This is a genomic window from Pseudomonas sp. MOIL14HWK12:I2, from assembly GCF_000510745.1.
GTDB lineage: Bacteria > Pseudomonadota > Gammaproteobacteria > Pseudomonadales > Pseudomonadaceae > Chryseomonas > Chryseomonas oryzihabitans.
In genome coordinates, this window is the sequence record NZ_KI783314.1 from 336,016 (window position 1) to 356,484 (window position 20,469).

Consider the following 20,469-nt stretch of genomic DNA (forward strand, 5'->3'; position numbering starts at 1 on the left):
CCCCTATAGCCGCTGCGCCCAGGCCTGGGCGGTTGCCTGGGCCGCCTGGTGCAGCTTGGCCGCCAGCTCGGGTTTCTCGTATTCCAGCGGGCTGGACGCGGTCACGGTGTGGATGCGGTCGCGCTTGATGAAGAAGACTTGCGTGCCCAGCAAGGGCTTACTGCAGGCGCTGGCGCCTTCGCCCAGGCCGTCGATGGCCTTGCACTCCAGTTGTTCGCTCAAGGATTGCACCTGCCGCCGCAGCTTGGGCAGCGCTCGACCGCCATTCTCGTAACCCGCCGACAGGCCCAGCAGGTAGTTGGCCGGCTGGCCGGTGTCGCGATCGGTGAAGGCGCAGCCGCCGGCGATCTGTCGGGCATAGGCCAGGGGCAGGCCGGAGGTCTGCTGGAGCAGGGGCAGCGGCAACTGGGCCTGCAGGCTGGCGCAGTCGACGGGCTCGCCGTTGTCGGCATGGGCGAGGGCGGCGCCCAGGAGCAGGGGAAGGGCAACGAGGAAACGCATGAAAACATCCTGTCGAAGGCCGGCGGCCGATAGCGACTGAGTCTACCGGCTCGAGTCCCGCGATAGGCGGGTGGACGGAGCGGCTGTGCACTGGGTCATGCGTCGGTCATCACATTGCGGGCTGGTGTCTGGCGCGGGTGATCCTTACCCTGGCCGCAGATAGCGAACAGCGAGGCGTAGGATGTCCGAGGCGCTCACTCCCGGATTCATGGTGGTACACGGCAATCGGCTCGAAGAGCTGCGTGGTCTGGCGGTCGGCTGGATGCGGCGCTATCCCCTGGCGCCGCTGGAAAACGAACAGGTGCTGGTGCAGAGCAATGGCATCGCCCAGTGGCTCAAGCTGGCGCTGGCCGAGGATCCGCGCGGTGATGATGAGGGTGGCTGCGGGGTCGCTGCGGCCCTCGAGGTGCAGTTGCCGGCGGCCTTCCTCTGGCGGACCTATCGCCAGGTATTGGGGCGTGACCAGGTCCCGCCATCCTCGCCGCTAGACCGCGCGCCCCTGACCTGGCGCCTGATGCGGCTCCTGCCGACCCTGCTCCTGCAACCGGACTTCGCTGCGCTGCGGCGCTTTCTCGACGATGACGGCGATCTGCGCAAGCGTTATCAGCTGGCCGAGCGCCTGGCCGATCTCTATGACGGCTACCAGGTCTATCGCGCCGACTGGCTCAACGACTGGGCGGCGGGGCGCGATCTGCTGGCCAGCCTGCGCGACGGTCGGCGTCCCTTGCCGGAAAGTTGCCGCTGGCAGGCGCAGCTGTGGCGGGCGCTGCTGGACGATGTGGGCGACGGTGGTCTGGCCCGCAGTCGCGCCGGCGTGCACCGGCGCTTCCTGGAGGTCATGCAGGCGGCGACCGAGCCGCCAGCCGGGCTGCCGCGGCGGGTGGTGATCTTTGGCTTGTCGGCGATTCCGGCGCAGACCCTCGAAGCCCTGGCCGCGCTGGCGCGCTTCAGCCAGGTGCTGCTCTGCGTGCACAATCCCTGTCGCCATCACTGGTCCGACATCGTCGCCGACCAGGATCTGCTGCGGCAGAACTATCGCCGCCAGCAGCGCAAGCCGGGCATGCCACAGACCCTGGATGCCGAGGCGCTGCACCAGCACGGCCAGCCGCTGCTGGCGAGCTGGGGCAAGCAGGGCCGCGACTACATCCATCTGCTGGACGAATTCGACGAACCCGATGGCTATCGCCGCCTGTTCGAGGACCTCAATGGCGGGCGCATCGACCTCTTCGCCGAGGCCGAACCCCAGCACCTGCTCGGCCAGTTGCAGGACGACATTCTCGAATTGCGTCCGCTGAGCGAGACCCGCGAGCGCTGGCCGGCGGTCGATCCGGCGCGGGACAGGTCCATGCGCTTCCATGTGGCCCACAGTCCCCAGCGCGAGGTGGAGATCCTTCACGACCAGCTGCTGGCGCGCTTCAGCAGCGACAGCAGCCTCCGGCCGCGTGACGTCATCGTCATGGTGCCGGACATCGATGCCTATGCGCCGCACATCCGCGCGGTATTCGGCCAGCTCGAGCGCGGCGATCCGCGCTTCATCCCCTTCAGCCTGGCCGACCAGCACCAGCGCGGTTTCCAACCCTTGCTGATCGCCCTGGAGCACCTGCTGCAGCTGCCCGACAGCCGTTTCGCCCTGAGCGAGATCCTCGATCTGCTGGACGTGCCGGCGCTGCGCGCCCGCTTCGGCCTGCGCGAGGGCGATCTGCCAACCCTGCACCTCTGGCTGGAAGGCGCTGGCGTGCGCTGGGGGCTGGATGCCGAACAGCGCAGTCGCCTTGATCTGCCGGAAGGGCTGACGCAGAACACCTGGCGGTTCGGCCTGAGGCGCATGCTGCTGGGCTACGCCGTCGGCAGCGGCGCGGCCCTGGGCGATATCGAGCCCTTCGACGAGGTGGGTGGCCTGGATGCGGCCCTGGTCGGGCCGCTGGTGGATCTGCTCGACGCCCTGGACGCGGCCCAGGCGGCGCTGGCCCAGCCGGCGCGACCGGCAGAGTGGGGCGCCCGCCTGCAGGCGCTGCTGGCGCTGTTCTTCAGCGCCCAGGACGAGCACGACGAATACCTGCTGGAGCAACTGGAAAATCTGCGCGAGCGCTGGCTGGAATTGTGCGAAGACGTGGCGCTGGACGAGGAGCTGCCGCTCACCGTGGTGCGCGAGGCCTGGCTGGCGGGGCTGGACAGCGGTGGCCTGGCCCAGCGTTTTCTCGCTGGCGCGGTCAATTTCTGCACCCTGATGCCCATGCGCGCCATTCCCTTCCGCGTGGTCTGCCTGCTGGGTATGCACGATGGCGCCTATCCGCGCATCCAGTCGCCACTGGATTTCGATCTCATGGCTCAGGACTACCGTCCCGGTGATCGCTCGCGACGGGAGGACGACCGCTATCTGCTGCTGGAAGCGCTGCTCTCGGCGCGCGATCAGTTCTATGTCAGCTGGGTGGGGCGCAGCATCCGCGACAACAGCGAGCGCCCGTCGTCGGTGCTGGTCGCCCAGTTGCGCGACCATCTCCAGGCCGGTTGGCGGCTGGCCGGCCATGAAGAGGAGCCGGAGCGCCTGCTCACGGCCCTGACCCAGGAGCATCCCCTGCAACCCTTCAGTGCCCGCTACTTCCGCGGCGAGCGCGGCTATTTCAGCTTCGCGGCCGAGTGGCTGGGCGTGCATGAACGCACCACACGCGACGAGGATGCCCTGTTGCCGCCGCTGGTGCCCGAAGAGCCCCTGGGCCTCGATGATCTCGCCCGTTTTCTGCGCGGACCGGTGGACCTGTTCTTCGCCAATCGCCTCAAGGTTCATTTCGCGCCACCCGATGCGCCGGCGGAAGACGAAGAGCCTTTCGGCCTGGACGCCCTGACCCGCTACCAGTTGGGCGAAGACCTGCTGGCGGCGGCTCTGGCCGCGCCGGCCGAGGCGGATCAGGCGCTTATGGCCGCCGCGGAGCGCCTGCGCGGCAGTGGTCGGCTGCCGCTGGCGGGTTTTGGCGAGCGAGCCGGACGGGCCTTGCGCGAGCCGCTGCCCGCCGTGGTGGTCCAGGTCGAGGCCCTGACGCTGCGCTGGCCCGAACCCCTGGAAGAGGCCCTGACCCTGGATATCGAACATCGCGAGCTGCAACTGGTTGCGAACCTCGAACGGCTGCGCCGCGGTCCCGAGGGCCTGCTGGCGCTGACCGCCCAGGCCAATGGCCTGGGCAATAAGCGCACCCGCAAGTGGCACCGGCTGCTGCGCCCCTGGGTACAGCATCTGGTCGCCGCAGCCGGTGGCCTGCAGCTGACCACCGCGGTGGTGGCGACCGATCTGACCCTGTTGCTGGCGCCACTGGACGCCGAGCTGGCCCGCCGGCAGCTGAACGAATTGCTGGACGCCTGGGCCCTGGGGCAGCGGCGGCCGCTTCCCGTCGCGCCGCGCACCGCCTTCGCCTGGCTGGCCAATGACCCGGACAAGGCCCTGGCCGCGGCCGAGCAGGCCTATCAGGGCGAGTCGGCGACCCATCCGGCACTGCGCCGGCAGTATCCGGACTTCGCCGCCTTGCTGGCCGACGAGGAATTCGACGGCTGGTGCCAGACCCTCTATGCACCGGTGCACACCGCCGGCTGGCAGGTGGTGGGCGGGGAGGGGCAGGCATGAGTCAGCGTCCGCTCGCCCTGCGCTTTCCGCTGCAGGGCAATCAGCTGATCGAGGCCAGCGCCGGGACGGGCAAGACCTTCACCATCTCCGCACTCTATGTGCGTCTGGTGCTCGGCCACGGTACGCCCGAGACGGCCTTCGGCCGCGAATTGCTGCCGCCCCAGATCCTGGTGGTGACCTTTACCGAGGCCGCCACCCAGGAATTGCGCGATCGCATTCGCCATCGCCTGGCCGAAGCCGCGCGTTTCTTCCGCGACGAGATCGCCGCGCCCGATCCGCTGCTCGCCGAGTTGCGCGAGGACTTTCCGGTCGAGGCCTGGGCCGATTGCGCCCGGCGCCTGGACATCGCCGCCCAGTGGATGGACGAGGCGGCCGTCTCCACCATCCACAGCTGGTGCCAGCGCATGCTGCGCGAGCACGCCTTCGACAGCGGCAGTCTGTTCGTGCAGAACCTGGAGCAGGACCAGAGCGAATTGCTCGCCCAGGTGGTGCGCGACTACTGGCGACGCTTTTGCTATCCGCTGGAGGGCGAGGCGCTGGACTGGGTCATCGAGCACTGGGGCGAGCCCCGCGCCCTGGCCGCGCGCCTGCGACCCTTGCTGAGCGAGGCCCTGGGCGCGCCGCAGGGTGAACCCGCCGCCTTGCTGGCCACCGCCCTGACGGAGCGTCGCGAGCGGTTGGCACGCCTCAAGGCGCCCTGGGCGCGGTGGGCGGAAGAATTGTGCGACCTCTGCCAGGCCGGCTGCGACGCCAAGGTGGTCGACGGTCGCAAGCTGCAGAAGCGATTCTTCGGGCCCTGGTGCGACAAGCTGGTCGCCTGGGCGGACAACCCCACCAGCGAGGACCTGGATATCGGCACCGGCTTTACCCGGCTGACCGAGGAGGGCTTCGCCGAGGTCTGGACCAAGGCCAGTCCGCCGGATCATCCGGCCCTGGCGGCCATGGCGCGCTTGCCCGGGCAACTGGCCGAGTTGCCCAGCCCGGAGATGCCGCTGCTGGAGCATGCGGCGGCCTGGGTCCAGCAGAAATTCGAGCGCGAGAAGCTGCGTCGCGCCGAGTTGGGGTTCGACGACATCCTCACCCGTCTGGATCGGGCGCTGCAGGCCGATGGCGCCGGCGCGCGGCTGGCGGCGCTGATCCGCGAGCAATTCCCGGTGGCACTGATCGACGAATTCCAGGACACCGACCCGGTACAGTACCGCATCTTCAGCAGCGTCTATGGCGCGGGGGAGGGCACCGGGCTGTTCCTGATCGGCGATCCCAAGCAGGCCATCTATGCCTTCCGTGGCGCCGATATCCATACCTATCTGCAGGCGCGTCGCGCCAATGCCGGCCACCTGCACTCGCTGGACACCAACTTCCGTTCCACCGCCGCCATGGTCGCGGCGGTCAACCAGGTGTTTGCCCATGGCGAGGCCACGGGCCCGCGGGCGGCCTTTCTGTTCCGCCAGGACGAGGACAATCCGGTGCCCTTCGAGCCGGTCCGCCCCCGGGGGCGGCGTGAGGTCCTGGAGATCGACGGCACGCAGGGTGCGGCCCTGACCTTCTGGCAGCTGGCCGGCGACGAGCCCCTAGCCGGCACCGCCTATCGCGCCGCCCTGGCCGAGAGCACCGCCAGCGAGATCGTCCGGTTGCTGAGCCTGGCCGCCGAGGCCAAGGCCGGCTTTCGGCGCGAAGACGGCGAGTTCACGCCACTGCGGCCCGCCGACATCGCCATCCTGGTACGCGCCGGCAGCGAGGCCCAGGCGGTACGCCAGGCGCTGGTGCGGCGCGGGGTACGCAGCGTCTATCTGTCGGACAAGGATTCGGTGTTCACCGCCCAGGAGGCCCGCTGCCTGCTGGACTGGCTCAAGGCCTGCGCCGAGCCCGACGTGGATCGTCGGCTGCGCGCGGCCCTGGGCAGCCTGACCCTCGACCTGCCCTTGGCCGAACTGGATGCCCTCAACCACGACGAGCAGGCCTGGGAGGCGCGGGTGCTGCAATTCCGCGGCTATCGCCAGCTATGGCGCGGCCAGGGCGTGCTGCCCATGCTGCGCCGCCTGCTGCAGGACTTCCGCCTGCCGCAGCGGCTGATGGCCCGCGCCGATGGCGAGCGGGTGCTGACCAATCTGCTGCACCTCGCCGAACTGCTGCAGCGTGCCGCCGGCGAGCTGGATGGCGAGCAGGCGCTGATCCGCCACCTGGCCGAACAACTGGCCGCCCAGGGCGCTGCCGACGAGCAGATCCTGCGCCTGGAAAGCGACGCCGAGCTGGTCAAGGTGGTGACGGTGCACAAGTCCAAGGGCCTGGAATATCCCCTGGTGTTCCTGCCCTTCGCCTGCGCCTATCGCGCCGAAGAAGGCACGACCCTGCCGCTGCGCTATCACGATGACCAAGGCCAGCTGCGTCGCACCTTCAAGCCCTCCGCCGAGGAACTGGCCCGCGCCGACGACGAGCGCCTGGCCGAAGACCTGCGCCTGCTCTATGTCGCCCTGACCCGGGCCCGCCATGCCTGCTGGGTCGGGGTGGCCGATCTCAAGCGCGGGCGCAGCAAGGAATCCGGCTTCGCCCGCAGTGCCCTCGGCTACCTGGCCACTGGCGGCGAGCCCCTGGCGAGTTCGGCGGCCCTGGGCACCGCCCTGACCACCCTGATCGGCGCCCAGCCCGACACCCTTATCCTGCCGCTCCCCGAGGCCAGTCCGGCACGCCTGCCCGAAGCCCGCGAAGCGCCGGTGACCCTCAAGGCGCTGACGGCGCGTCGGGCGGCTCGCGAGGACTGGTGGATCGCCTCCTACAGCGCCCTGCGGATCGGTACGCGCCTGGGCGAGGCGCGGGAAGAGGGCCCGTTCAACCTGGAGCTGGACCTGGATACCCCGGCGGCCCAGAAGCTGTTCGACGACGACCGCCTCGCTCCCGACGAGGCCCGCCAGCCCGCAGCCGGTGAAGACCTGCATCGCTTTCCCCGCGGCCCCGGCCCGGGCACCTTCCTGCACAGCCTGCTGGAGTGGGTCGGCGAGGAAGGCTTCACCGCCATCCAGGCGGCGCCCGAGCGGCTGGACGACCTGATCGCCCGGCGTTGCCAGCGGCGCGGCTGGAATCACTGGATTCCCATCCTGCAGGGCTGGCTGCGCCAGTTGCTGACGCTGCCGCTGCCCCTGCCGGGGGGCAGCCAGCGCCTGGGCGAACTGGCGCGCTACCAGGTGGAGATGGAATTCTGGTTCGCCACCCATGGCGTCGATCTGGAGCGGCTGGATGACCTGGTGAGTCGTGGTACCCACCGCGGCCAGGTGCGACCGATGCTGGAGCCGGGGCAGCTCAACGGCCTGTTCAAGGGCTTCATCGATCTGGTCTTCGAACACGAGGGGCGCTATTTCGTGGTGGACTACAAGTCCAACTGGCTGGGCGCCGAAGCCGGCGCCTATACCCGCGCGGCCATGGAGGAGGCCGTCCTGGCCAAGCGCTATGACCTGCAGTACGTGCTCTACAGCCTGGCCGTGCACCGGCTGCTCAAGGCGCGGCTGCCCGACTACAGCTACGAGCGCCACTTCGGCGGCGCCGTCTACCTCTTCCTGCGCGGCTGCGATCCGGCCGGCCACGGCGTCTTCGTCGAGCGGCCCGCCCAGGCGCTGATCGAGACCCTGGATCTGTTGTTCAGCGGTGCGGAGAATGCTCATGTCTGATTTCAGCCCCGCCACCGAACGGCTGTTGCGCCTGGCGTCCCTGGCCCAGGAGCGCCCGCTTGCCCCGCTCGAACAGCGGGACGACCTCTTTCGCCTGCTGGAGCTCTGGGTGCAGCGCGGCTGGTTGCGCCAGGTGGACCGGGCCTTCACCGGCTTTCTCGGCGAACTCGAACCCCAGGGCGACTCGGCGGTGCTCTTGGCCGCGGCCCTGGCCAGCCATCAGCTCGGCCATGGCCATGTCTGCCTGGATCTCGCCGCCACCCTGCGCAATCCCGATGCCGCCCTGTCGCTGCCGCCCGAGGGCGACGAGGCGCGCGCCTCGCTTTTGCCGTCGCAACTGCTGCACGGCCAGACCCTCGAGGCCTGGCAGCGGGCGCTGCTGGCCAGCGCCCTGGTCGATGGCGACGGCAGCTGTCCGGAACGACCGCTGGTGCTGGGCGGCGAGCGCCTCTACCTGCGTCGCTACTGGAATTACGAACGCGCGGTGGCGGCCAGCCTGCGCCAGCGCCTGGCCACCCCTGAGCCGCTGCCGGCGGATCTCGCCGAGCGCCTCGACCGGCTGTTTCCGCCAGATCCCGACGCGAGTGGCGAACCCGACTGGCAGAAACTGGCCTGCGCCCTGGCGGTGCGCGGCGCCTTCAGCATCGTCACCGGTGGCCCCGGCACCGGCAAGACCACCACCGTGGTGCGCCTGCTGGCGCTGCTCCAGGCGCCCGCGGTGGCGGCCGGTCGTCCCTTGCGCATCCGCCTGGCCGCACCGACCGGCAAGGCGGCTGCGCGGCTCACCGAGTCCATCGGCGGCCAGGTCAGTCGCCTGCCGGTGGATGAGGAGTTACGCCGGCACATCCCCACCGGGGTGACCACGGTGCACCGGCTGCTCGGCAGTCGGCCCAATACCCGCCATTTCCGCCATCACCGCGGGCATCCCCTGCCGCTGGACGTGCTGGTGGTGGACGAAGCCTCGATGATCGACCTGGAAATGATGGCCAGTCTGCTGGCGGCCTTGCCGCCGCGGGCGCGCCTGGTGCTGCTGGGTGACAAGGATCAGCTGGCTTCGGTAGAGGCCGGCGCGGTGCTGGGCGATCTCTGTCGGGATGCCGAAGCCGGACGCTACAGTCCGGCCACCCGCGCCTGGCTGGAAGCCGTGAGCGGCCAGTCGCTGGCCCAGACGGCCCTGGCGGTCGGCGACGATCAGGCTGACGCCCTGGCGCAGCAGGTGGTGATGCTCAGGCGCTCACGGCGTTTCGGCGCCGGCAGCGGGATCGGCCAGCTGGCCCGCCGGGTCAATGCCCAGGACGGCCAGGGTGCTCAGCAGGTGCTGGTCGACGGCGGCTATGCCGATCTCCATCGGGTGCTGCTCAAGGGGCCGGAGGATCGCGCCCTGGAACGCCTGGTGCTGGAGGGACGCGGGCGCGCCCGGGGCTATCGTCATTATCTCGAGGTCCTGCAGGGGACGCGGCCCCAACTTGATACCGTCCTGGAGGATCCCGCCTGGACGCTCTGGGCCGGCCAGGTATTGGCCGCCTTCGACGACTTCCAGCTGCTCTGCGCCGTGCGCAAGGGCCCCTGGGGTGTGGAAGGCCTCAACCTGCGCATCGCCAGCGCCCTGCTGGCGGCGGGCCTGCTCGCGGGCGAGCACGGCTGGTACGAAGGCCGTCCGGTGCTGGTGACGCGCAACGACTACAGCCTGGGGCTGATGAACGGCGACATCGGCATCACCCTCTGCCTGCCCGATGCCAACCAGCCGGGGCGCAAGGTCCTGCGGGTCGCCTTTCCCCGCGGCGATGGCAGCGGCGGTCTGAGATTCGTCCTGCCCAGCCGGTTGGCGGCGGTGGAGACGGTGTTCGCCATGACCGTGCACAAGTCCCAGGGCTCGGAATTCGCCCACACGGCACTCCTGCTGCCTGAGCAGCTCAGTCCGGTGCTGACCAAGGAGCTGGTCTATACCGGCATCACTCGGGCGCGCGATGATTTCACCCTGATCGAGGCCCGGAGCGGCATCTTCGCCGAGGCGGTGGCCCGTCGGGTCCGCCGCGTCAGCGGCCTGGACCTGGATTTGCGAAACACTGTGTAAATGTACAGATAAACGCTGGACGCTCCCCTCGCGCCTGCCTAAGGTGAGGGGAGCCGTCCGCAATGAGAGCGCCATGACTTCCCTGCCTTTCGTTTCCCTTGTGCTTCCCCTGTTGCTGCTGGCCGGCTGGGCGGGTTCGGCCGTCTGGCTGACCGGGCGCCAGCGCTATCTGCAACAGCAACTCGACAGTGCCGCCGAGCGCTACGACATGCTGCGCGACGACCTGCAACGCGCCGAGCTGGCCAATGGTCGCCAGGTGGTGGAGCTGGGCGCCGAGCGCGAACGCACCGCCGCTCTGCAGCGCCAGCTGGAGGCCAATCGCGAGCTGGAAGCCGAGTTGCGCCAGCAGACCCGCCAGGCCCAGCTGCAGGCCGCCGAACAGCACGCCCTGGCCGAGGCCACCCGCGCCCAGCTGCAGGGCATCCAGGAGCAGCTCGCCGAGGTGCGCGAGCGCCAGCACCGCGAGCAGCAGCTGCATGCCGAGGTGCAGGAACGCCATGCGCGCCTGACCGAAGAACACGCGACGCTGAGGACCACCCTGGAGCAGAAGGAAGAGCACTTCCAGGCGCAGCAACAGCTGCTGCGCGAGAGTCGCGAGCAACTCAAGCTGGAATTCGAGCAACTGGCCGGACGCATCTTCGACGCCAAGGGCCAGGCCTTCGCCCAGCACAGCCAGCAATCCCTGGATGCGCTCCTACGGCCTTTCCGCGAGCAGATCGAGGGTTTTCGCGCCAAGGTCGAGGACATCCACCACAAGGATGTGCAGCAGCAGGCGGCCCTCGGCCAGCAACTGCTCGACCTCAAGGAGCTCAACCGCCAGATCACCCAGGAGGCCCACGACCTGGCTACCGCCCTGCGCGGCCAGAAGAAGGCCCAGGGCAACTGGGGCGAACTCATCCTGGAAAACGTGTTGGAACGCTCCGGCCTGCGCGAGGGGCGCGACTTCGTCCGCGAACGCAGCTTCACCACCGAGACCGGCCGCCGGCGACCGGACGTGCTGGTCCATCTGCCACAGAAGAAGCACCTGGTGGTGGACGCCAAGGTGTCGCTCAACGCCTATACCCGCTACGTCAACAGCGAAGACGAGGGCGAGCGGCGCCTGGCCCTGGGCGAGCACGTGCGCGCCGTGGGCGAGCGTATCCGCGAACTGGCCGATCGCGAATACTTCAGCCTGCCGGGGCTGAATTCGCCGGAGATGGTCTTCCTGTTCATTCCCATCGAATCGGCCTTCGTCGAGGCGCTCAAGGCCGACGAAAGCCTGTTCCAGCGGGCCATCGAGCAGAATGTCCTGGTGGCGACGCCGACCACCCTGCTGACCAGCCTCAACATCGTCCGCCAGCTCTGGCGCTTCGAGGACCAGAATCGCCACACTGCCGAACTGGCCGAGCGCGCGGGCAAGGTCTACGACAAGCTGCGCACCTTTCTCGGCAGCATGGACGGCATCGGCAAGAGTCTGGAGAAGGCCGGCGAAGCCTATCGCAAGGCCTGCGGCCAACTGGTGGGCGGGCCGGGCAACCTGGTCAAGCAGGTGGCCGACTTCAAGGAGCTGGGCGTGGCGGTACGCACCGAACTGGACGGCCAGTGGACCGAGCGGGCGGAACTGGAGCTGACGATGGTCGAGCTGGAAGCCGCGGCCGAGTCTTCCGACCGGGACTGATTCGCGCAGACCTGGCAGGAGAGCCGGAGCTCCGCCTGACCGGTGCGCCAGGCGCACCGGTCAGGACAGTAGGGCTTAGTGGTGCTCGCGGGTGGCGCGGAATTTGATCTCCGGCCAGCGCTCTTCCATCAGCGCCAGGTTGACCCGGGTCGGTGCCAAGTAGGTGAGGTGACCGCCGCCATCCACCGCCAGGTTCTCGAAGGCCTTGTTCTTGAAGTCTTCGAGCTTCTTCTTGTCGTCGCATTCGATCCAGCGCGCCGACCAGACGTTGATGGCCTCGTAGGCGCACTCCACCTTGTATTCTTCCTTCAGGCGGCTGGCGACCACGTCGAACTGCAGCACACCCACCGCGCCAAGCACGATGTCGTTGTTGCGCTCGGGGAAGAACACCTGGGTGGCGCCTTCCTCGGCCAGTTCCTGCAGACCCTGGCGCAGCTGCTTGGATTTCAGCGGATCCTTCAAGCGCACGCGGCGGAACAGTTCCGGGGCGAAGTGCGGAATACCGGTGAAGCCCAGGGCTTCGCCTTCGGTGAAGGTATCGCCGATCTGGATGGTGCCATGGTTGTGCAGGCCGATGATGTCGCCGGCGAATGCCTCGTCCAGGTGCTCGCGCTCGCTGGAGAAGAAGGTCAGGGCGTCGGCGATCTTCAGATCCTTCTTGATGCGCACATGGCGCAGCTTCATGCCCTTCTCGTACTTGCCCGAGCAGATGCGCATGAAGGCGATGCGGTCGCGGTGCTTGGGATCCATGTTCGCCTGGATCTTGAACACGAAGCCGGAGAACTTCTCTTCCACCGGCTCCACTACCCGCTCGTGAGCGGCGCGCGACAGCGGGCGCGGAGCCCAGTCGACCACGGCGTCGAGCACCTGGTCGACGCCGAAGTTGCCCAGGGCGGTACCAAAAAATACCGGGGTCATCTCGCCGCGCAGGAAGGCCTCGCCATCGAATTCGTGGCAGGCGCCCTGGACCAGCTCCAGCTCCTCGACGAAGCGCTCGTAGAGATCGCCCAGGTGGGCGCGGGCCTCGTCGGAGTCCAGCTTGTCGATGGTCTTGGTGGCGATACGCTCGTGGCCATGGCCGGGGGTGTAGACGTAGATGCGGTCGTCCGAGAGGTGATAGACGCCCTTGAAGTCGCGATAGCTGCCGATCGGCCAGGTGATGGGCGCGGCCTTGATCTTGAGCACCGCCTCGATCTCGTCGAGCAGCTCGATGGGATCGCGGATGTCGCGGTCGAGCTTATTGATGAAGCTGACGATGGGCGTGTCGCGCAGGCGGCAGACGTCCATCAGGGCGATGGTGCGGGGTTCGACGCCCTTGCCGCCGTCGAGCACCATCAGCGCCGAGTCCACCGCGGTCAGGGTGCGGTAGGTGTCTTCGGAGAAGTCCTCGTGGCCGGGGGTGTCGAGCAGGTTGATCATGTGCTCGCGATAGGGGAACTGCATCACCGAGGTGGTGATGGAGATGCCGCGCTGCTTTTCCATCTCCATCCAGTCGGAGGTCGCGTGCCGGTCGGATTTGCGCGACTTCACCGTGCCCGCGACGGCGATGGCCTGGCCCATCAGCAGCAGCTTCTCGGTGATGGTGGTCTTGCCCGCGTCGGGGTGGGAAATGATGGCGAAGGTACGGCGCTTGGCGACTTCGGCGGCCTGGGTGGTCATGGATGAACCTGGGCGAGAGCGAAAAAAGAGGGGGCGGAGTATAGCAGAGGGCAGCCCTACCGGCTCGAGGTCGGTAGGGCTGCACCAGACGCCGCTCAGCGCTGCGGCTGGATGTTGCCGTCGCAGCAGGGTGGGGTGCGTTTGCGGCGCACCAGACGCTTGCCCAGCGCCATGCCCGGGACCTCGATGTATCTGTGGGTCAGGCAGGCGAAGGCGAAGACCACCGCCAGTTCCACCACCACCACCAGGTTGTCCAGCACGACGCTGCCGGTGGCGATGTAGCGGATCATGAAGGGCAGCGGGGCGTCATGGGAGGGCGCCACCACCGTGAGGTCCTGGTGCAGCAACTTGCCCAGCACGATGAAAGCGCTCTTGACCACGAAGATCACTGCGGCGTGGCACAGGTAGATCGAATAGGACAGTACCCCCAGGCGCACGAAGAGGCCGTGATGCAGCACGCTGGAGACCAGGCCGCGCTCGAAGGCGAAGGTGAGGATGGTGACGCAGAACACCAGGGTCGCCAGCACGCCTTTCTTGGGCACCGGCAGATCGGAGGTCATCACCGCGGCACCGGCGATCAGGCAGGCCAGTTCCAGCAGGGTGCCACCGAATTGTCCGCCGTTGTGCTGCTTGATCCAGACATAGAGGCGATAGGTGCAGGCGCCGGCGAAAAAGCACGACAGACCGCGAAAGATCTCGGTCTTCAACGGCAGGAAGGGAAACAGCAGCTGCACGAAGGCCAGCAGGGCGATCGCCAGGAACCACTGGCGCTGATGACCCTGTCCCTTGAGCACCAGCAGGCCGAAGATCAGATAAAGGTAGAACTCGATGCTGATGCTCCAGGATGGGTAGTTGAAGGAGCCGGTGATGGCCTGGCCCAGCCAGGATTGCAACAGCAACAGATTGGGCAGGAATTGCTCGGGCGCGGTGGCGCCGCTGAACGCCGGATCGTTGAAGCCGACCCCCAGTTTTTCCGCCAGCAGGCGACCGCACTCCAGCAGCACATAGAGACCCAGCATGGCCAGATGCAGCGGCAGGATCCGCGTCGCGCGACTGATGGCGAAGTCGCGATAATCGTCCAGGGTGCGCAGCCGGCTCTCATAGGTGTGCATGAGCACGAAGCCGCTGAGCACGAAGAAGAACTCGACAAACAGGTAGGCGTTGGCGATCAGCGGATTTTCCGAGGCGGCCTGAGCGACATAGGTGTGAAACAGCACGACGGCGACGGCCAACAGACCGCGAAAGCTATCCAAAGCGACAAATCTTTCCATGGGATATCCCTGAGGGTGCGGCAAGAAGAGGCGAACGGATGCAGCGCTGCCGTTAGGGGGAAAGAGCGGAGGGGTAGTGCGGGAACGTGAAAGCTGACATGGCATCCTGGCTCTTGTGCGTCGCAAGCTTCTTAATAGTCGAACTATTACTTGCTGTTACATTTTGATCGCCAAAATCCAGCAAGTTCTTGCTAGGCCGTCCCTGGCCCGGCGTTTTGTGATTGCAGTCACCGATTTCCAGACAAGTTGTCACCTGACTGCAAGAAGGCGCCACCCGTGCTGCCTGGCGGCGCCCCGTTCAGCGGGGACCCAGGGTCTGGCAGTCGGCCGGCTTCACGTACTTTTGCAGCACCTTCCATTGTGGGCGGGGCTTGCCCTTGACCGGTTCGATCGCCAGCGGATAGTCGCCCCAGTTGGGGCCGGCTGCCCAGTACATGGCCGGGATGCATTCCTGGCGCAGCCGCGCCAGCAAGCGGTCCATGGCGGCCAGCCAGCGGGGGTCGTTGTCCGGCACGCCGAATTCGCCGATGTGGCCGCGCTTGCCGTGCTGCTTGAGCCAGGTGATGAAGGGCTCGACCCGGCGGATGCCGACATCGGGATCGAAGTCGGTCATGTCCTTCTTGAGGTACTTGCCGCCACCGTCATTGTCGAAATAGACGTGCGCCGAATAGATCAGGTTGTCGGCCGGATCCTTGAGACCGAGCAGCTTGGCGTTGTAGCGCGGCCAGAGATAGCTGCTGGACCAGCCATTGCCTTCGATCAGGAGCGGACGCACCCGATCCACCTCGCGCACCGCGTCGATACCGTGCTGGGCTGCCACCGGCCATTGCTCCACGGCATCGTGGGGCTCGTTCATGATGTCGTAGGCGGCCAGGGCGGGGTGCTCGTGCCAGCGCTGGGCGATCCGGCGTAGGACATCGGCGTAGGCCGGATAGGGCACCGCCGCGCTGCCGATGACCTGGCCGCGGTATCTCATGTAGTTGTGCAGATCCAGGATCACGCTCATGCGATAGCGCTTGGCGTTGTCCAGGGTCTGGTCGATCAGCTTGGCGTAGGCGGGATCCAGGGGTTGTCCCAGCGTGGGCTGGAGGCGCTCCCAGATGACCGGGAAGCGGATCACCCGGATGCCCTTGGCCGCCCAGCGTCGGTAATGGCCGGCGTCGGGAAAGAAGTAGTTGGTTCCCGGTTTGCCCGGCAGTACGTGGGGCGCGAAGCCGGCGCCGGAAAAATTCAGGCCCACGAGATCGGTAGGGAAGTCCCGTGTGGCGGCCTGGGCGACCGGCATGGCAGCCAGACTGCAAAGCAGGGTGAACAACAGGGTGAGCTTGGATTTCAGGCGTAGCGTCATCGGCAAGGTCCCGGACAGTGACGGAAGACGTAGGAATGTCGGGCGGTCGTGGCCCGATCCGCCATGAGGCCTGAAGAGACGCCGGGAAGTTGCAGTGCAAGGCTCAGAAGGTGCGCCAGACAACGTTAATGTCGGGCGAAAACCGCGGAAATGCGAGCTGGGTAGACTGGCGGGCAGCTTGGAGCGGGACGCCGCGGCGGCTGGATTCGGGCAGCGCGGCCCCTGGGCAGGCCAGGAAGAAGGGTAGCGCGGGTAATGAACTGCCTGTGACTGCTTTCCATCTTTATATGGCGCAGGCAGGTCATTCGAAAGCGGTCTTTAGCGACGCAGGCAGATCCCAGCCCACTGTTCGGCTTCGCGGCGGGCCGAGGCCTCGTCGCTGAATTCGGCGATCAGGCCGCCGTGCGCATACACCACCACCCAATTTTCCACCTTGGGTTGCAGCAGCATTACGGGGGCAGAGGAGAGAACAGCGGAGTCCAACGATGCACAAGCCGTCATGTCATTCATAACGTTCCCTTTGAAGTTAGCTCGGTGAATAGTCTGTTTTTATAGCGGTTCCAGAAATGGCGCTTGGTGCTATCACTGGGCCACCTATTGACCTTGGTATGGCTGAATGATCCCTCAAAGCGTCAGCCATTCGTCGGCATGATAAAGGGGTGCCAAAACCTCGTCACCGCACTGGCTCACAGAAAGATGTTTCAGTTATGACCGTACGTCAGCTGAGCTGTGTGCCGCTCCACGAAACCGCCGTGGCTTGCCCCCGCATCCGTGACAGGCGTCGCGCTGGTACTGCAAAGCAGCTAACAGTAAGCGTATTAAATTTATCGTCACACATTCGCCGAGGGCTCTAGCGCGCGACTCTCGCTTTTTGCCGGCTGTCCGGGCCTCTCGGCCGGGCCTTTCACCCTGTCAAGACGTTCCGCTATGCATGATCGGGTTGGCATTGAGCGAGTCTATTGGGTTAGCCTGAAAAGGAGCTGGCGAACTATCGACTGCGATGGACGTCAATCTCTTCGGTCGAGGCAAGGCGCCATGTCGTTCCCCAGGAGCGACACCCAAGGGCTAGGCAGATCCGAGATCCGCAGTGCCCCGTTGGTCCAGCCGGCATACCCGCCATGCCCTGCTGTGTCTCGACCCTGAACCCGGACAGCCGTCCTGCGCCTCGCCCCCGTGCGAGGTCCGCACTCGGAAGGCATGCGGCCTGTCCGCCCGTTGAAGGAGCCTGACATGGCGAAGTTCAAGACCCTCCTGCTCGGCACGGCCGTGGGAGTGGTGATCCTGGCACTGCTGGTGCACTGGATCGGTATGGATACGCTGCGTACCTATCGCGCAGACCTCTGGTTCTATCTCCAGGCTCATCTCTATCTGGTAGCCGTCTCCATGGTCCTGGCCCTGCTGGTAGGCATCCCCGCCGGGGTGCTGCTGAGTCGGCCAGCCTTCGCCCGCAGCGCCGAGCGCTTCATGCAGGTGTTCAACATCGGCAATACCGTGCCGCCGCTGGCGGTGCTGGCCATCGCCCTGGGCATCGTCGGCATCGGCGATGGGCCGGCGATCCTGGCGCTGTTCCTGGCCTCGCTGCTGCCCATCGTGCGCAACACCTACGAGGGGCTGAAGAACGTGCCGGCCTCGCTCAAGGAGGCTGCCACCGGCATCGGCATGACCCCCACCCAGGTGCTGACCAAGGTGGAGCTGCCCAATGCCGTGCCCATCATCATCGGCGGGGTGCGGGTCGCCCTGGCGATCAACGTCGGCACCACGCCGCTGGTGTTTCTCATCGGCGCCAACAGCCTGGGCAGCCTGATCTTTCCCGCCATCGCCCTGGAGAACCAGTCGCAGCTGCTGCTGGGCGCCGCCGCCACGGCGCTGCTGGCGCTGCTGCTGGACGGCCTGGTGCTGCTCGCCAGTCGCCTCTGGCTGGAACGCGGCCTGGCCCGCTAAGGAGACGAGATGAAGAAGTTGCTTATCGCCCTGGGCGCCGCCTGGTTCGGACTGACGCTGGCCAGCGCTGCCCAGGCCGATCCGATCCGCATCGGCGCCAAGGTCTTTACCGAGCAGGCCATCCTCGCCGAACTCACCGGGCAGTATCTGTCCCGCCACGGCTATCAGCCGGAGATCGTCGGCGGCCTGGGCAGCACCATCGCCTGGAATGGCGTGAAGAACGCCCAGCTCGACCTCACCTGGGAATACACCGGCACCTCCCTGGTGGCCTACAACCATGTCACCGAACGACTGGACAAGGAGGCCTCCTACCAGCGGGTCAAGCAGCTGGACGCCAAGGTCGGTCTGGCCTGGCTGGCGCCCACCCGCTTCAACAACACCTATGCCCTGGCGTTGCCGGAGAAGATCGCTCGACAGCATCCCGAGCTGAACAGCATCAGCGACCTGGCCGGACTGCTCAAGGCCGAGGCCGGCAAGCAGCACCTCACCGCGCTGGACATCGAATTCGCCAACCGCTCCGATGGCCTCGCCGGCCTGGTCAAGGCCTATGGCCTGAGCTACACCCGGGACGACATCCGCCAGATGGACCCGGGCCTGGTCTACACCGCCCTGCGCAACGGCCAGGTCTTCACCGGCCTGGTCTACACCACCGACGGCCGCCTGGATGCCTTCAGGCTCAAGGTGCTGGAAGACGACAAGGGCTATTTCCCCGACTACACCGCTGCCCCCGTGGTGAACGCCGGGTACCTGGCCAAGCACCCGGATCTCGCCGCCTTGCTCAAACCCCTGGCGGAAAGCCTGGACCAGGCCACCATGCGCCAGCTCAACGCCAAGGTGGACATCGAGCGGCAGACGCCGGCCCAGGTGGCCCGCGACTTCCTCGCCCAGCACCCCCTAGACGGAGGGCAATGACCCATGGATTTCGTCACCTCCTTCAATCACATCGACTGGCTGCAGGTCCTCGAACTGACCCGCCAGCACATCACCCTGGTGGGCATCGCCGTAACCCTGGCGATCCTGGTGGGCGTGCCCCTGGGCATCCTCATGACCCGCTATCCCTGGCTGGCCGGACCGCTGCAGGCGGTGGCCACGGTGGTCATGACGCTGCCCTCCATCGCCCTGTTCGGCCTGCTGCTGCCGTTCTATTCCAAGTTCGGCCAGGGCCTCGGCCCGCTGCCGGCCATCACCGCGGTGTTCCTCTATTCGCTGCTGCCGATCCTGAGAAACACCTACCTGGCGTTGACCAGCGTCGAGCCGGGCATCCGCGAGGCGGGTGCAGGTATCGGCATGACCTTCTGGCAGCGCCTGCGCATGGTCGAACTGCCCATCGCCCTGCCGGTGATCCTGGCCGGGGTGCGTACCGCCGTGGTCATGAACATCGGCGTCATGACCATCGCCGCCACCATCGGCGCCGGCGGCCTGGGCGTGCTCATCCTCACCTCCATCAGTCGCAGCGACATGGCCACCCTCATCGTCGGCGCGGTGCTGGTCAGCCTGCTGGCCATCGTCGCCGACCTCGTCCTGCAGTGGCTGCAACGCCGCCTCACCCCGCGCGGCCTGCGCAGCGCCCCTTAAGGAGTCCCAGATGATCGAACTCGACCGCCTGACCAAGACCTTCAAGCAGCACGGCAAGGACGTGACCGCGGTGGACGCCGTGAGCCTCACCGTGGAGGAGGGCCAGATCTGCGTCTTCCTCGGCCCCTCCGGCTGCGGCAAGACCACCACCCTGAAGATGATCAACCGCCTGATCGAGCCCACCTCGGGCCGGGTGCTGATCAATGGCGAGGACACCACCGGCATCGATGAGGTGACCCTCAGACGCCATATCGGCTACGTGATCCAGCAGATCGGTCTGTTCCCCAACATGACCATCGAGGAAAACATCACCGTGGTGCCCAAGCTCTTGGGCTGGGACAAGAAGAAGTGCCGCGAGCGCGCCACCGAGCTGATGAGCATGGTGCAGCTCGAACCCAAGCAGTACCTGTCGCGCTATCCGCGCGAACTGTCCGGTGGCCAGCAGCAGCGCATCGGCGTGATCCGCGCCCTGGCGGCCGAGGCGCCGCTGCTGCTGATGGACGAACCCTTCGGCGCGGTGGATCCGATCAACCGCGATGCCATCCAGAACGAGTTCTTCCAGATGCAGCGGGCACTGAACAAGACGGTGATCATGGTCAGCCACGACATCGACGAAGCCATCCGCCTGGGTGACAAGATCGCCGTGTTCCGCGGCGGCCGCCTGGTGCAGTTCGACCACCCTGACACCCTGCTGGCCCATCCCAAGGACGACTTCGTCAGCAACTTCGTCGGCCAGGACAGCACCTTGAAGCGTCTCCTGCTGATCCGCGCCGAGGATGCGGCCGACAATACGCCCTCGATCCAGGCCGAGACCCTGATCGGCGATGCCGTGGAGTTGATGGAGGAGCACGATCGCCGCTACCTGGTGGTGACGGATGCCGCCAACAAGGGCCTGGGCTACGTGCGCCGGCGTGACCTGCGCGGGCAGAGCGGCCCGGTGGCGCCCTTCGTCACCCCGTTCAAGGCCACCGCGGCCTTCGACGAGCACCTGCGCATCCTGCTGTCGCGCATGTACCAGTTCAACAGCTCCTGGCTGCCGGTGCTCAGCGCCGACAACGACTTCCTGGGCGAGGTCACCCAGGAATCCATCGCCGACTATCTCAGCAGTGGTCGGTCGCGCGGCAAGACCACCATCGTCTCGCCGGCGGAGCAGGTGGCGGGGTAGGGCGGG

General features: G+C 67.0%; 13 protein-coding genes. 8 read left to right on the forward strand and 5 right to left on the reverse strand.

Annotated elements, in window-relative coordinates:
- Positions 1 to 3: 3 nt before the first annotated feature.
- On the reverse strand, positions 4 to 501 hold the full coding sequence (locus tag PSK12I2_RS0122680) for a hypothetical protein (protein ID WP_027600204.1): 498 nt from the start codon (positions 499 to 501) through the stop codon (positions 4 to 6).
- 181 nt (positions 502 to 682) lie between these two features.
- Between PSK12I2_RS0122680 and recC the strand changes: the two genes are divergently transcribed.
- The 4 genes from recC to rmuC all read left to right on the forward strand — a co-directional run bounded on the left by recC (position 683) and on the right by rmuC (position 11,504).
- A complete protein-coding gene (gene recC / locus PSK12I2_RS0122685) occupies positions 683 to 4,114 on the forward strand; it encodes an exodeoxyribonuclease V subunit gamma (protein ID WP_027600205.1) in 3,432 nt (1,143 codons plus the stop codon).
- A complete protein-coding gene (gene recB, locus PSK12I2_RS0122690) occupies positions 4,111 to 7,773 on the forward strand; it encodes an exodeoxyribonuclease V subunit beta (protein WP_027600206.1) in 3,663 nt (1,220 codons plus the stop codon). The genes recC and recB overlap by 4 nt, the downstream gene beginning before the upstream one ends.
- Positions 7,766 to 9,847, forward strand: a complete 2,082-nt coding sequence (gene recD, locus PSK12I2_RS0122695) for an exodeoxyribonuclease V subunit alpha (protein WP_037008042.1) — start codon at positions 7,766 to 7,768, stop codon at positions 9,845 to 9,847. The genes recB and recD overlap by 8 nt, the downstream gene beginning before the upstream one ends.
- Before the next feature lie 73 nt (positions 9,848 to 9,920).
- Entirely contained in the window at positions 9,921 to 11,504 is a 1,584-nt protein-coding gene (gene rmuC, locus PSK12I2_RS0122700; RefSeq protein WP_027600208.1) for a DNA recombination protein RmuC, read from the forward strand.
- Between the two features lie 75 nt (positions 11,505 to 11,579).
- Here rmuC and PSK12I2_RS0122705 read toward each other — a convergent pair whose 3' ends face one another.
- From PSK12I2_RS0122705 to PSK12I2_RS24980, 4 genes are all read right to left on the reverse strand, one after another.
- The gene (locus PSK12I2_RS0122705; RefSeq protein WP_007160937.1) at positions 11,580 to 13,163 is read right to left on the reverse strand and encodes a peptide chain release factor 3; all 1,584 of its coding nucleotides are present in this window, start codon (positions 13,161 to 13,163) and stop codon (positions 11,580 to 11,582) included.
- Positions 13,164 to 13,258: 95 nt separating this feature from the next.
- Positions 13,259 to 14,434, reverse strand: coding sequence for an acyltransferase (locus tag PSK12I2_RS0122710; RefSeq protein ID WP_027600209.1), 1,176 nt, complete (start codon positions 14,432 to 14,434; stop codon positions 13,259 to 13,261).
- A 298-nt stretch (positions 14,435 to 14,732) separates the two neighbouring features.
- Positions 14,733 to 15,782: a glycoside hydrolase family 5 protein gene (locus tag PSK12I2_RS0122715; RefSeq protein WP_027600210.1), complete on the reverse strand. Its 1,050-nt coding sequence runs from the start codon at positions 15,780 to 15,782 to the stop codon at positions 14,733 to 14,735.
- A gap of 318 nt (positions 15,783 to 16,100) precedes the next feature.
- Positions 16,101 to 16,292 carry a hypothetical protein gene (locus tag PSK12I2_RS24980; RefSeq protein WP_132832793.1) on the reverse strand — a complete coding sequence of 64 codons (192 nt, stop codon included), beginning with the start codon at positions 16,290 to 16,292 and terminating at the stop codon, positions 16,101 to 16,103.
- Positions 16,293 to 17,012: 720 nt separating this feature from the next.
- On the opposite strand from PSK12I2_RS24980, the gene PSK12I2_RS0122725 reads away from it, so the two are divergent.
- The 4 genes from PSK12I2_RS0122725 to PSK12I2_RS0122740 are packed head-to-tail and all read left to right on the forward strand — an operon-like array spanning position 17,013 to position 20,463.
- Positions 17,013 to 17,723, forward strand: a complete 711-nt coding sequence (locus PSK12I2_RS0122725; protein WP_027600211.1) for an ABC transporter permease — start codon at positions 17,013 to 17,015, stop codon at positions 17,721 to 17,723.
- Positions 17,724 to 17,732: 9 nt separating this feature from the next.
- Positions 17,733 to 18,635, forward strand: a complete 903-nt coding sequence (locus PSK12I2_RS0122730; RefSeq protein ID WP_027600212.1) for a glycine betaine ABC transporter substrate-binding protein — start codon at positions 17,733 to 17,735, stop codon at positions 18,633 to 18,635.
- Between the two features lie 3 nt (positions 18,636 to 18,638).
- A complete protein-coding gene (locus PSK12I2_RS0122735) occupies positions 18,639 to 19,298 on the forward strand; it encodes an ABC transporter permease (protein WP_007160943.1) in 660 nt (219 codons plus the stop codon).
- Between the two features lie 10 nt (positions 19,299 to 19,308).
- Positions 19,309 to 20,463: an ABC transporter ATP-binding protein gene (locus PSK12I2_RS0122740; protein WP_027600213.1), complete on the forward strand. Its 1,155-nt coding sequence runs from the start codon at positions 19,309 to 19,311 to the stop codon at positions 20,461 to 20,463.
- Positions 20,464 to 20,469: the final 6 nt, after the last annotated feature.

Coding starts and splice junctions, on each gene's coding strand:
- PSK12I2_RS0122680 (WP_027600204.1), bottom strand. CDS start 501: ATGCGTTTCCTCGTTGCCCTTCCCCTGCTCCTGGGCGCCGCCCTCGCC.
- recC (WP_027600205.1), top strand. CDS start 683: ATGTCCGAGGCGCTCACTCCCGGATTCATGGTGGTACACGGCAATCGG.
- recB (WP_027600206.1), top strand. CDS start 4,111: ATGAGTCAGCGTCCGCTCGCCCTGCGCTTTCCGCTGCAGGGCAATCAG.
- recD (WP_037008042.1), top strand. CDS start 7,766: ATGTCTGATTTCAGCCCCGCCACCGAACGGCTGTTGCGCCTGGCGTCC.
- rmuC (WP_027600208.1), top strand. CDS start 9,921: ATGACTTCCCTGCCTTTCGTTTCCCTTGTGCTTCCCCTGTTGCTGCTG.
- PSK12I2_RS0122705 (WP_007160937.1), bottom strand. CDS start 13,163: ATGACCACCCAGGCCGCCGAAGTCGCCAAGCGCCGTACCTTCGCCATC.
- PSK12I2_RS0122710 (WP_027600209.1), bottom strand. CDS start 14,434: ATGGAAAGATTTGTCGCTTTGGATAGCTTTCGCGGTCTGTTGGCCGTC.
- PSK12I2_RS0122715 (WP_027600210.1), bottom strand. CDS start 15,782: ATGACGCTACGCCTGAAATCCAAGCTCACCCTGTTGTTCACCCTGCTT.
- PSK12I2_RS24980 (WP_132832793.1), bottom strand. CDS start 16,292: ATGAATGACATGACGGCTTGTGCATCGTTGGACTCCGCTGTTCTCTCC.
- PSK12I2_RS0122725 (WP_027600211.1), top strand. CDS start 17,013: ATGGCGAAGTTCAAGACCCTCCTGCTCGGCACGGCCGTGGGAGTGGTG.
- PSK12I2_RS0122730 (WP_027600212.1), top strand. CDS start 17,733: ATGAAGAAGTTGCTTATCGCCCTGGGCGCCGCCTGGTTCGGACTGACG.
- PSK12I2_RS0122735 (WP_007160943.1), top strand. CDS start 18,639: ATGGATTTCGTCACCTCCTTCAATCACATCGACTGGCTGCAGGTCCTC.
- PSK12I2_RS0122740 (WP_027600213.1), top strand. CDS start 19,309: ATGATCGAACTCGACCGCCTGACCAAGACCTTCAAGCAGCACGGCAAG.